The sequence below is a fragment of the Ruegeria sp. F12 genome (assembly GCF_056533885.1).
The window spans coordinates 273,907-286,460 of the sequence record NZ_JBQFOV010000002.1 but is presented as its reverse complement, the minus strand read 5'-3'; the positions used below and the strand labels follow the sequence as shown (position 1 = coordinate 286,460).

The window sequence follows — 12,554 nt, the reverse complement described above, 5'->3', positions numbered from 1 at the left end:
TACACAGGCGGCAATAAACAGAAAACACAACGAGGCACTTGAAATGAACGTATTGGGCAAAGTGGTAGCTTTGGGCGTGCTAGGCATTCTGGCCGCCTGCACCAGCAACGATCCCTCGACATTAGGAGGCGGCCTTGGCGGCGGCGCAAATGGTGGTGGTCTGGCCGCAGGATCGCCCAGCGATCCGCGCTCACCGGCTTATTTCCAGCAGACCGTCGGCGACCGGGTTCTGTTTGCGATCGATCAGTCGACCCTTACACCGCAAGCGCAGACCGTTCTGCAGGGTCAGGCGGACTGGCTGTTGGCGAACCCCGATTTCGTGGCAACCATCGAGGGCCACGCAGATGAACAGGGCACTCGCGAATACAACCTTGCACTGGGCGCACGTCGGGCGAATGCGGCCCGCGAATTCCTGATCTCGCGCGGGGTGGCGGGCAACCGTCTGACCACGGTCAGCTTTGGCAAGGAACGCCCGATCGAGATTTGCAGTACCGAGGATTGCTATTCCAAGAACCGCCGTGCGGTTACGGTGCTGACCGGCTCAACACTGGGGTAAGATGATGAAAGTTGCAGGATGGGTTCTGGCCGCGGTTTTGGCGACCGCCGGGGTGGCACAAGCACAGGATCAGCAGACCCTAGCCGATATCCGGCAGGAGTTGACCGTGTTGCATGTGGAAATCCAGCGTCTGAAACGTGAGTTTTCGACGACGGGGTCTCCGTCACCCAACCTGTCCGGCAGTTCGGTGCTTGAACGCGTGGACGCGATTGAAGCTGAATTGCAGCGCCTGACCCGTCAAACCGAGCAGTTGAACCAGCGGGTGCAGAATATCGTCACCGACGGCACCAACCGCATCGGCGATCTGGAGTTCCGTCTGGTTGAATTGGAAGGTGGCGATCTGAGCACGCTGGGCGAAACCTCGACCCTTGGGGGGGAGACGCAGATTACAGCGGCTGCTCCGACAACACCCGCTGCGCCCACTGCGATTGATCAGGGTGAATTGGCGATAGGTGAACGCGCGGATTTCGACGCTGCCGCGCAAGCGCTGGCCGAGGGCAATTTTCAGGCCGCAGCCGACCAGTTTGCAAGCTTTGATACCTCATATCCCGGCAGCCCTCTTGCGCCCGAAGCTAACCTGAAGCGCGGGCAAGCGCTGGAAGGGTTGGGCGACACTCGCGAAGCGGCGCGTGCCTTTCTGGCCAGTTTCACCGGTGATTCCGAGGGGACTTTTGCGCCCGAGGCTTTGTTTGAGCTCGGCTCGGCCTTGGGTCGACTGGGACAAACCGATCAGGCTTGTATAACACTCAGCGAGGTTGGGGTGCGGTTCCCGGCATCCCCAGCGGCCTCTAGCGCGACACAGGAAATGGCGTCGCTGGGCTGTTCTTGACCACATTCCCCGACAAGTTGAAGGATGCGTTGCGCAGGCGACTGCCCGCGCAACTTCCTGCCCGCTTGGGGGTTGCAGTTTCAGGCGGCGGCGACTCGGTCGCCTTGCTGCACCTTCTTGCGGAGAACGCGCAGGGCGTTTCGCTGTACGTTGCAACGGTGGATCATGGATTGCGCCCTGAATCTCGCACTGAAGCCGATCGGGTTGCCGAAATGGCCCGAGACATGGGTTTGGCCCATGAAGTGTTGCGGTGGACCGGATGGGATGGCAGCGGCAACTTGCAGGATCAAGCGCGGCAGGCCCGGTACAGGTTGCTGACCGACTGGGCCCGGCGCATTGATGTACCCGCTATCGCACTTGGTCACACTGCCGACGATCAGGCCGAAACCGTCCTGCTGCGGCTTGGTCGCGCGTCCGGCGTCACAGGCCTGTCTGGGATGCCTGCTGCGCGCGAGCTGAACGGGGTTCAACTGCTCAGACCGCTTTTGGATGTCACCCGACAGGAGTTGCGCGACTACCTGAATGCACACGGGTTGAACTGGATAGAAGACCCTTCGAATCACGACCTGCGCTTTGATCGGATCAAGGCACGTGAGGCTCTGGCAGGGTTGGAAGAGATCGGCATAACCGCCCGTTCCCTCAGCCGGGTGGCTGACAACCTTGCACAAGCGCGCGAGGCGTTGGACGTGTTTACGCAGGAAACCGCGCGTCGGGTTCTGCGGGCTGAGACGGGCGACATCTGCGTTGATCGCGCGGGCTTTGTCGCGCTGCCCAGCGAAATCCAACGGCGTCTGTTGGTGGGCAGTATCCAATGGATCGCGGGTGCAGGCTATCCGCCTCGGCAGATGGCGGTCGAACAGGCGTTGTCGGCTTTGCACCAAGCAGAAACAACCACAATCGGGGGGTGTATGGTGGTTGCCAAGGGCGAGAACACGTGGATTTGCAGGGAACTAGCGGCGATTTCCGCACAACCTTCCAAGCCGGGCGATTTGTGGGATGGTCGCTGGATCCTGACCGGTCCGCAAAGATCAGACGCGCAAGTCCGCCCATTGGCAGAGGCCGGGCTGCGGCAGGTGCCCGACTGGCGCGCCCTGGGAAAACCGCGCGCGGCCCTTTTGGCTTCGCCTGCTATTTGGGCAGATGATACGCTCTTGTCAGCACCTTTGGCGGGATATTCCAACGGTTGGCGGGCGGAATTGGCGTCAGAAGTGCCCGAGTTGCACTCTTCTTTTTTATCGCATTGAACCTGCTTGAATCATCTCTATTTTATAGGGCAACCCGGCAGACCCCCATCTGCCGAAATCTTTTGGGAGATTTTCCTTGGGCAACGCTCGTAACATCGCCTTCTGGGTCGTTCTGTTTTTACTGATCCTAGCACTGTTCAATCTGTTCAGCGGACCGGGTGGAACGCTTCAGAGCAATGAAAGAACTTATTCCGATTTCGTCACAGCCGTTGAAAGCGGCGAGGTTAAGAATGTGACGCTGGATGGCGAACAGATTCGCTACACCACGCAAAGTGGTGCCAGCTATGTCACCATCAAACCCGGGGATGCCGAAGTCACCAAGCTGTTGATCGACGAGAACATCCCGGTGCGGGCGGAAAAACAGCAGCAGTCGGGCTTTCAGTCGTTTCTGATCACATTGCTGCCCTTCCTGCTGCTGATCGGTGTCTGGGTCTATTTCATGAACCGGATGCAAGGCGGCGGTAAAGGTGGCGCGATGGGTTTTGGCAAGTCCAAGGCCAAGATGCTGACCGAAAAGCATGGCCGAGTGACCTTTGACGACGTCGCCGGTATCGACGAGGCCAAGGAAGAGCTGGAGGAGATCGTCGAATTCCTGCGCAACCCGCAGAAATTCAGCCGTCTGGGCGGCAAGATCCCGAAAGGCGCTTTGCTGGTCGGCCCTCCGGGTACTGGTAAGACACTTCTGGCACGTGCGATTGCAGGTGAGGCAGGCGTGCCCTTCTTCACGATCTCAGGATCGGACTTTGTCGAGATGTTCGTGGGTGTCGGTGCATCGCGTGTGCGCGACATGTTCGAACAGGCCAAGAAAAACGCGCCCTGTATCGTGTTCATCGACGAAATCGACGCCGTGGGCCGCCATCGTGGTGCGGGCTATGGCGGTGGCAACGATGAACGCGAACAAACGCTCAACCAGTTGCTGGTCGAGATGGACGGGTTCGAGGCCAATGAAGGCGTGATCATTCTGGCGGCCACTAACCGTAAGGACGTTCTGGACCCCGCGCTGCTGCGTCCGGGCCGGTTTGACCGCAACGTGACCGTCGGCAACCCTGACATCAAAGGTCGTGAGAAGATTTTGGGCGTGCATGCGCGCAAGACGCCTCTGGGCCCCGATGTTGACCTGCGCATCATTGCGCGGGGGACGCCGGGCTTCTCGGGTGCCGATCTGGCGAACCTCGTGAATGAGGCCGCACTGATGGCCGCGCGTGTTGGTCGCCGCTTTGTCACCATGGAAGATTTCGAGAACGCCAAAGACAAGGTGATGATGGGGGCTGAGCGCCGCAGTATGGTGCTGACGCAAGACCAGAAGGAAAAGACAGCGTATCACGAGGCTGGTCACGCTGTGGTCGGTCTGGAATTGCCGCTGTGCGATCCGGTTTACAAGGCCACGATCATCCCGCGCGGTGGTGCACTGGGTATGGTGGTCTCACTGCCCGAAATGGACCGCTTGAACTATCACCGAGATGAGTGCGAACAAAAGCTGGCCATGACCATGGCCGGTAAGGCCGCCGAAGTCATCAAATACGGTGAGGATCATGTGTCGAACGGTCCCGCTGGCGATATCATGCAGGCCAGCCAATTGGCGCGCGCAATGGTGATGCGCTGGGGCATGTCGGACAAAGTCGGCAATATCGACTATGCCGAGGCGCATGAAGGCTATCAGGGCAACACTGCTGGTTTCTCGGTTTCTGCCCATACCAAAGAGCTGATCGAGGAAGAGGTGAAGCGCCTGATCCAGCAAGGCTATGAGCGTGCCCACAAGATTCTGACCGACAAAAATGAAGAATGGGAACGCTTGGCGCAAGGCCTGCTGGAATACGAGACCCTGACCGGTGACGAGATCAAGCGCGTGATGAACGGTGACTCTCCGACCGAAGGTGACGACGAAGGCGATAGCCCTGACGAGGGCAACGCGCCCAGCGTTACGGCCATTCCGAAGACCAAGGTCAAGAAAACTCCGCCCGATGGCGGGATGGAGCCAGAACCGACCGCGTAACAGCAAAAACCCGAGCTAAGGCTCGGGTTTTTCTTTTCTTTCCGACGTGCCTGCCGTCTAGTGCCCGTGAAAAGCTGTAAAGGGGATGATTATGCCGGTCATGCGCGAAACGGAATTCATGGGCGAAGTGGTCTGGTTGGGCCATGTACCGGCTGGTCAGTCCATCCGTGCCGACTCCGTACCCGCTTTGTCGCTGGGTTTTGCAGGTGTCGCCGGAGAGCGGCATGAGGGCGAAAACCGCGCTTCATGTGTGCGGATGACGAACCTTTATCCCACAGGCACAGAAATACGAAATGTGCGGCAACTCTCGGTGCTGTCTGAAGAGGAGATGCAGGCAACCGCTACCGAGATGGGGCTTGAAACGCTGGACGCGTCCTACCTGGGGGTCAGCATCCTGTTGCGCGGTATTCCTGACTTTACCCATATCCCGCCTTCGTCGCGTCTGCAGGGGCCGGATGGAGTAACGATCGCGGTGGATATGGAAAACCGCCCTTGCGTGATTCCCGGCCGCGAGGTCGAGGCCGATTTGCCCGGCCATGGTGCCGCGTTCAAGCCCGCAGCCAAGGGGCGGCGTGGGGTGACTGCATGGGTTGAAAGGCCCGGAGCGCTACATCTGGGTGACCAGCTAAAGCTGTTCGTCCCCGATCAGCGCGCTTGGGCACCTTAAGACACAGGTTTTCCGATGGGAAACGATCAAGCTTACGTTACGCGACCCCCTAAGTGACGCTACGCCGTTTCACGGCGTGATTATGTCGGAATCCATATCCATCGCTTTGGTACACAATTGTATGGATTGATCAGCACCGGGCTATTTGCGCCGGTTTGCAAGGCATTCAATCAGGGATCTTGCCCAATGAGCTACAAATCCGACATCGAAATCGCCCGCGAAGCGAATAAGAAACCGATTCAGGAAATCGGTGCCAAGATCGGCATCGAATCCGCCGATCTGCTGCCTTATGGCCACGACAAGGCAAAGGTCAGCCAGGACTTCATCAACTCGGTTCAGGACCGTGAAGACGGCAAGCTGATCCTTGTCACCGCGATCAACCCGACCCCTGCGGGTGAAGGTAAGACCACCACCACCGTGGGTCTGGGCGACGGCCTGAACCGCATCGGCAAAAATGCGATGATCTGTATCCGCGAAGCCTCGCTTGGCCCGAACTTCGGCATGAAGGGCGGCGCTGCAGGTGGCGGTTACGCGCAGGTTGTTCCGATGGAGGAAATGAACCTGCACTTCACCGGTGACTTCCACGCCATCACCTCGGCCCACTCGCTGCTGTCGGCGATGATCGACAACCACATCTATTGGGGCAACGAGTGTGACATCGACATCCGTCGCGTTGCATGGCGTCGTGTGGTCGACATGAACGACCGCGCTCTGCGTCAGATCACCGCCTCGCTGGGCGGCGTGTCGAACGGTTTCCCGCGTGAAGCTGGCTTTGACATCACCGTGGCGTCGGAAGTTATGGCGATCCTGTGCCTGGCCAACGACCTGAAAGACCTGGAAAAGCGCCTGGGCGACATCATCGTTGCTTACCGCCGCGACAAGACCCCGGTCTATTGCCGCGACATCAAAGCCGAAGGCGCAATGACCGTTCTGCTGAAAGACGCAATGCAGCCGAACCTGGTACAGACGCTGGAAAACAACCCGGCCTTCGTCCATGGCGGCCCGTTCGCAAACATCGCGCACGGCTGTAACTCGGTCATCGCGACCAAGACCGCGCTGAAAGTGGCTGACTATGTCGTCACCGAAGCAGGTTTTGGGGCCGACCTGGGTGCCGAGAAGTTCATGAACATCAAATGCCGCAAGGCGGGAATTGCCCCGTCTGCAGTGGTGCTGGTTGCCACCGTACGCGCGATGAAGATGAACGGCGGCGTTGCTAAGGCCGATCTGGGTGCCGAAAACGTGGACGCGGTTCAGTCCGGCTGCGCCAACCTGGGCCGTCACATCGAGAACGTGAAGTCCTTCGGTGTGCCTGTTGTTGTCGCCATCAACCATTTTGTCACCGACACTGATGCCGAAGTTGATGCGGTCAAGAAATATTGCGCCGATCACGGAGTCGAAGCGGTTCTGTCACGTCACTGGGAACTGGGCTCGGAAGGCTCGGCACCGCTGGCCGAAAAGGTTGTCGAAATCGTCGAAGGTGGTTCCGCGAACTTCGCGCCGATCTACCCCGATGACATGCCTCTGTTTGAGAAGGTCGAAACCATCGCCAAGCGCATCTACCGCGCTGATGAAGTTCTGGCCGACAACAAAATCCGAAACCAGCTGCGCGAGTGGGAAGAAGCGGGCTACGGCAACCTGCCGGTCTGCATGGCGAAAACCCAGTACTCGTTCTCAACGGATCCGACCCTGCGAGGTGCACCCACCGGCCACTCGGTTCCGGTGCGTGAAGTCCGCCTGTCTGCTGGTGCCGGCTTCATCGTGGTTGTCTGTGGAGAGATCATGACCATGCCTGGCCTGCCGCGAAAACCTGCTGCAGAAACCATCTGCCTTAACGACGCAGGTGAGATCGAAGGCTTGTTCTAAGCCGGTTTTTGAACCATCTCATGGTCCGGGGATATCCCCGGTCCATGAGGAGATCGCTATGCCCACTCTGACACCTCCGCAAGACTGTCATTCTATGCAGGAATTGCGGGTTCAGATCGATAAGCTGGACCGCCAACTGATCGAGATGTTGGTGACGCGCGCAGGTTACATCGACCGCGCCACGCAGCTTAAACCGGCCGAAGGGCTGCCAGCCCGTATCCCGGATCGTGTTGAAGAAGTGGTGCAGCGGGTACGCGACAGCTCGGATGCGTTGGGTATGGATCCTGATCTGGCCGAGCAGTTGTGGCGCATTTTGATTGACTGGTCGATTGCGCGTGAGGAGCGCGTTCTTGGGCCGGAATGAATGACCGGGCGCTTTGCGCCCGATCCGTTTTTGGAAAGAAGGGATCACAGGATGGTAGCCCAGGTTATCGACGGTAAGGCCTTTGCAGCGAATGTGCGTGCACAAGTGGCTGATCAGGTTGCAAAGTTGAAAGAGGAAAACGGTATCACGCCCGGTCTGGCCGTGGTTCTGGTGGGCGAGGATCCGGCCAGCCAGGTTTATGTCCGCTCAAAGGGCAAGCAGACCGTCGAGGTCGGCATGAACTCGTACGAGCACAAGCTGGACGCCGAGACCTCGGAAGAAGACCTGCTGGCACTGATCGACAAGCTAAACAACGATCCGGCCGTGCACGGCATTCTGGTGCAGCTGCCGCTGCCCAAGCACCTGAACGAAGATCTGGTGATCAACTCGATCGACCCGGCCAAGGATGTGGATGGCTTCCACATCTCGAACGTGGGTCTGTTGGGCACCGGCCAGAAGTCGATGGTGCCTTGCACGCCGCTGGGCTGTCTGATGATGCTGCGCGACCACCACGGCTCTCTGTCGGGTATGGACGCTGTTGTGATCGGTCGTTCGAACATCGTGGGTAAGCCGATGGCGCAACTGCTGTTGGGCGATAGCTGCACCGTGACCATCGCGCATAGCCGCACCAAAGACCTGTCGGACGTCGTGCGCCGCGCCGATATCGTTGTCGCCGCTGTGGGCCGCCCCGAGATGGTTCCCGGCGACTGGATCAAAGAAGGTGCGACCGTGATCGACGTGGGCATCAACCGCATTGAGCGTGACGGCAAGAACAAGCTGGTCGGAGACGTCGACTACGCCAGCGCCGCCGAGCGCGCAGGCGCGATCACGCCGGTTCCGGGTGGCGTAGGTCCGATGACCATCGCCTGCCTGCTGGCCAACACTCTGACAGCGTGCTGCCGCGCGAATAGCCTGCCCGAGCCCGAGGGGCTGACGGCCTGACCTGAATTTTTACTCAGGGCGAATAGAAAAGGCCGTGGAGTTCATCGACTCTTCGGCCTCTTTTGCGATTCATTGTGGAAATATTAAATTTGCACGGTCAGGCTTTTACGTGGAAGGAAACGGTGATAAATCAGTAATCCCAGCTGGTTACGACCTAGGTCGATGGATTGGCCGGGGCCGGGGGGATTTGCAGAGCCAATATGAAGACCATACTGAACTCAATTCTGGCCGAGTTTACTTTGCGCCGAGTGATCGCGGGTTTCGTCTTTCTGCCTTTGTTGGCTTTTGCGCTCCAACCTTTCCCTGAACTAAGCTTGCCATTCCTGTCGCGTCTGGTGTTCTGGTCCGGTGTCACGGCTTTGGCGATCGCGTCAACATGGGCTGCGCGGAGGATCAGCTGCAACTGGTTCAGAAAGTTGGAATTGTCGCGGCGTGATCTGGCGGTAATTCCGGTAATATTGGTGCTGTTCCTTCCCTGCTTATGGGTGATGGTCTGGCTGCTCTTCGCCGCGCAGGGAGCCCAGTCGCCCGGATTTTTGCCGGTTGCCTCCTATGGGGCTTTGTTCGCGACCGGGCTATTGATTACGCGCAACCCAATGCCCGAGGCACCGGGAGAGATTGCTGTTCAACCCCGTCTGACCCGACGCTTGCCCAAGGGGTTTTCCGGACAGATCTACCGATTGGCGGTGCGGGACCATTCCGTGGATGTCGTGACATCAGAGGGTACATTTACCATCCGGTCACGGCTTTCAGATGCGATTGACCAGATGGAGCCTGTCCTTGGGTATTGTACCCATCGGTCGCATTGGGTGGTTGGCAGCGCCATTGCTGGTGTCGAAAAACATGGTGGCAAGACGTTTCTGCGCCTTGAAAATGGCGACCTAGTTCCGATCAGCCGCAAGTACAAGCCCATGCTGGAACAGCAAGGGATTGTCTGAATTCGCTATCTCGGCATAGGGACCATTTGGGGGTGCGTCCCGATCAAAATGGCCATTGCGTCAACCCCCATTAGTTCGGACACAGCAGCCTGTGTGCTGCGAAGACCGCCGGTATAGGTGCCATAGGCGGGCAGGATCAGGCGGCGTTTGTCCAGCAGAAATGCGGGGCGCGAGATTGACCGTCCTCGTAGTTTTAGCCGCACCTTGGGATGGTAGTGGCCCGAGATTTCGGTCTTTCCGTCAGGGTGCGCGATATGGCGGAAGGTCAGGCCCGAAACTGAATGCTCGGCCAGATGCGCGCCGCCCAGATCGACCGGTCCGGGGTCGTGATTGCCTTCGATCCAAATCCAGCGGCGACCGGCTTGCAAGGCTGCGATCTGCAACCTTTCGGCTTCGTTCAGACCCTGCGTCGAGCCCAGGTCGTCAAAGCTGTCTCCTAAGCAAATTACCGTCACGGCCTGCGTGTGGGTGATGTCCGAGGAAAGCCGCGCCAAGGTGTCCCGGTTTTCATAGGGCGGTAAGGTCAGGCCAGATCGGCGCGCCAGACGCTCTGACTTGCCCAGATGCAGGTCAGACACGCAAAGCAGACTTTGATCGGGCCACCAAAGCGCCCCGCTGCCCAAAGCGCGCAGCGTGTGCCCGGCAAAGGTGAATGTTAGATCGTTCATGATACGTTCTTTGCGGGTTTTCTGCGGCGCTGCAAGCGGATTCGCTAGGGCTTTAACCCGGCAGCCTGCAGCAGTTGCGCGCTTTCTTCGGCTAAAAGCCGCTCCTCGGCAGCGCCCTTGACGGGGACTTTGCCGACCTCGAGAAACAGGGGCGCGGCCAGCGGTGAGACGCTATCCAACCGCAACAGGTCGATGCGGTTGCCAATCCGTGCAATCATGTCCTCGATCCGGCCAAAGTCGACCAGACCGCGCATCGCCTCTTCGCGGGTGATCTGCATCAGCAGGTGGTCGGGGTCGTATTTTAGCAACGTGTCATACAGAATGTCCGAGGAAAACGTCGCCTGCCGCCCGCTTTTGCGCTGCCCGCCGGTGTTGCGCTCGATCAGTCCCGCAATGGTCGCCGAGCTGCGGAAGGTGCGTTTCATCACGGCATTGCCCGCCAGCCACGTGTCCACTCCATCTCGCAGCGTCTCGGCCTGAAACAGGGGGCGCGGGTCGGTGACGGCGTCCAACCCCCAGATCAGGGTGGCATAGTCGGTGGCGACAAACCCAAGCGGCGCAAGGCCGGTTTCCTCCATCCGTTTGGTCAGCAACAGACCCAGCGTTTGCTGCGCATTGCGCCCGGCGAACCCGTAAACACACAGATGTTCGCGCCCGTCCGAGGGGAAGCTTTCGATCAGCAGCCTTTCACTGCTGGGAAGGCGTGAAACCTGCCGTTGCAGGGCTAGCCAGTCCGCCGTGTGCGAGGGCAGTTGTGGCCAGTCCGGTTGGGCAAACATACGCAGAATACGGTCGCTAAGCTGCGTCGAGGTGGCAAACTTCGTGCCCGAGAACACAGCGACTTTTGGCTTGCGATCCGCGCGTCGGCTGACCTCAACCGTCATGTCGCGCAGGCCTTCGTAACGCACGATCTGACCGCCGATCAGAAACGTGTCACCGGGGGTGAGCGTGGCGGCAAAGGCCTCTTCAACCTCGCCCAGCGGTTTGCCGCCGCGATTGCGTTTCAGCCGAACTTTCAGCGTGTCGGTGTCCTGAATAGTTCCCAAGTTCATACGGATGCGCTGCGCCGCGCGTGGATCGCGCAACTGCCACATGCCATCGGGGCGTCGTTGCAGCCGCTGCCAACGGTCATAAGCGCGCAGGGCGTATCCTCCGGTGGCGCAGAACTCCAGACAATCATTGAATTGCAGGCGAGACAGATCGGCGAACGGTCCGGCGGCCACCATTTCCGAATAAAGCGCATCCGCATCAAACGGGCCTGCCGCCGCCGCGATCAGGATATGCTGACACAGCACATCGCGAGGTCCTGCGCCGCGAGGTTCCCCGTCCAAATCATGGGCTCGGGCGGCTTCGAGCGCAGCGACGCATTCCACCACCTCGAACCGGTTTGCCGGCACCAGCAGAGCCTTCGAGGGTGCGTTATAGCGGTGATTGGCGCGCCCGATCCGCTGAACCAGACGTTTGACATTCTTGGGCGCACCGATCTGGATCACAAGGTCCACGTCGCCCCAGTCGATGCCCAGATCCAACGAACCGGTACACACAATCGCGCGCAAGTCTCCTCGCACCATCGCGGCCTCGACCCGTTCACGCTGTTGCCGATCCAGACTGCCGTGGTGGATGCCAATGGGCAGGGCGTCGTCATTGGCGAGCCACAGGTTATGAAAGAAAACCTCGGCCTGCGCGCGGGTATTGTGAAAGATCAGCGTTGTTTTGTGCTCTTTGATCTGTTTCAGAACCGCAGGAATGGCATAGGCGGCCCCGCCGCCGGACCACGGCGGCAGCTCCTGGGTTTCAAGCATCTGAATGTCGGGGTCTGGTCCGGGGTCGGCCTGTACGATTTGGCAGGGGTCGGGGTGCCGGGCCAGAAACCGGGCGATGGCGTCCGGGTCCTCGACCGTAGCAGATAGCCCCACACGCCGCATAGTCGGGCCGAGTGTTTGCAGCCGCGCCAGCGCCAGCATCAACTGATCTCCCCGCTTGCTTTCGGCCAGCGCGTGAATCTCATCAACGATCACACGCTGTACCCCGTGAAACATGCGTTGCGCGTCTTCGTATGAGGTCAACAGGGCCAGGCTTTCCGGCGTGGTTAGTAGGATATGCGGAGGGTCCACCCGTTGGCGTTTCTTCTGCGTGGCCGAAGTGTCACCTGTGCGGTCCTCAATACGGATGGGCAGGCCGATCTCATCCGCTGGGCCCCGCAGGTTGCGCCGGATATCCGCCGCCAGCGCCTTGAGCGGCGAGACATAGATCGTATGCAGACCCTCTGGAGCACTTTCGGACAGTTCGGCCAATGTCGGCAGAAACCCGGCCATCGTCTTGCCGCCACCCGTGGGCGCGATCAGCAACGTTGCCGGGTCCATGGCCCGGTCGAACATATCTTGTTGGTGGGGGTGGATCGACCAGCCTTTGGTCGTGAACCAGTCGGTGATCCGGGCGGGAATCGGCGTCATGGCCGTATGATGGCCCGCCCGGCGTCAGAATGGCAGG

The 12,554-nt window shown here is 59.6% G+C and carries 11 protein-coding genes; 9 read left to right on the top strand and 2 right to left on the bottom strand.

What is annotated here, in order from left to right; all coding sequences use genetic code 11:
* Positions 1-43 precede the first annotated feature (43 nt).
* The 9 genes from pal (at position 44) to ACR0CA_RS04045 (ending at position 9,396) form a co-directional block, all read left to right on the top strand.
* The gene (pal, locus tag ACR0CA_RS04085; protein WP_480897511.1) at positions 44-556 is read left to right on the top strand and encodes a peptidoglycan-associated lipoprotein Pal; all 513 of its coding nucleotides are present in this window, start codon (positions 44-46) and stop codon (positions 554-556) included.
* A gap of 4 nt (positions 557-560) precedes the next feature.
* Entirely contained in the window at positions 561-1,385 is an 825-nt protein-coding gene (gene ybgF / locus ACR0CA_RS04080; RefSeq protein ID WP_170770606.1) for a tol-pal system protein YbgF, read from the top strand.
* Positions 1,382-2,629, top strand: a complete 1,248-nt coding sequence (gene tilS / locus ACR0CA_RS04075; protein WP_480897510.1) for a tRNA lysidine(34) synthetase TilS — start codon at positions 1,382-1,384, stop codon at positions 2,627-2,629. The genes ybgF and tilS overlap by 4 nt, the downstream gene beginning before the upstream one ends.
* Before the next feature lie 76 nt (positions 2,630-2,705).
* On the top strand, positions 2,706-4,622 hold the full coding sequence (gene ftsH, locus ACR0CA_RS04070; protein ID WP_170782882.1) for an ATP-dependent zinc metalloprotease FtsH: 1,917 nt from the start codon (positions 2,706-2,708) through the stop codon (positions 4,620-4,622).
* 91 nt (positions 4,623-4,713) lie between these two features.
* A complete protein-coding gene (locus ACR0CA_RS04065) occupies positions 4,714-5,289 on the top strand; it encodes an MOSC domain-containing protein (RefSeq protein ID WP_480897509.1) in 576 nt (191 codons plus the stop codon).
* Positions 5,290-5,475: 186 nt separating this feature from the next.
* A complete protein-coding gene (locus ACR0CA_RS04060; RefSeq protein ID WP_480897508.1) occupies positions 5,476-7,152 on the top strand; it encodes a formate--tetrahydrofolate ligase in 1,677 nt (558 codons plus the stop codon).
* Positions 7,153-7,210: 58 nt separating this feature from the next.
* The gene (locus ACR0CA_RS04055) at positions 7,211-7,516 is read left to right on the top strand and encodes a chorismate mutase (protein ID WP_170769971.1); all 306 of its coding nucleotides are present in this window, start codon (positions 7,211-7,213) and stop codon (positions 7,514-7,516) included.
* A 51-nt stretch (positions 7,517-7,567) separates the two neighbouring features.
* Positions 7,568-8,458, top strand: a complete 891-nt coding sequence (folD, locus tag ACR0CA_RS04050) for a bifunctional methylenetetrahydrofolate dehydrogenase/methenyltetrahydrofolate cyclohydrolase FolD (protein ID WP_480897507.1) — start codon at positions 7,568-7,570, stop codon at positions 8,456-8,458.
* Between the two features lie 200 nt (positions 8,459-8,658).
* Positions 8,659-9,396: a LytTR family DNA-binding domain-containing protein gene (locus ACR0CA_RS04045; protein ID WP_480897506.1), complete on the top strand. Its 738-nt coding sequence runs from the start codon at positions 8,659-8,661 to the stop codon at positions 9,394-9,396.
* 5 nt (positions 9,397-9,401) lie between these two features.
* Here ACR0CA_RS04045 and pdeM read toward each other — a convergent pair whose 3' ends face one another.
* Together pdeM and ACR0CA_RS04035 are read right to left on the bottom strand one after the other, a co-directional pair.
* Positions 9,402-10,064: a ligase-associated DNA damage response endonuclease PdeM gene (gene pdeM / locus ACR0CA_RS04040; protein WP_480897505.1), complete on the bottom strand. Its 663-nt coding sequence runs from the start codon at positions 10,062-10,064 to the stop codon at positions 9,402-9,404.
* Positions 10,065-10,108: 44 nt separating this feature from the next.
* The gene (locus ACR0CA_RS04035; RefSeq protein WP_480897504.1) at positions 10,109-12,517 is read right to left on the bottom strand and encodes a ligase-associated DNA damage response DEXH box helicase; all 2,409 of its coding nucleotides are present in this window, start codon (positions 12,515-12,517) and stop codon (positions 10,109-10,111) included.
* Positions 12,518-12,554 lie beyond the last annotated feature (37 nt).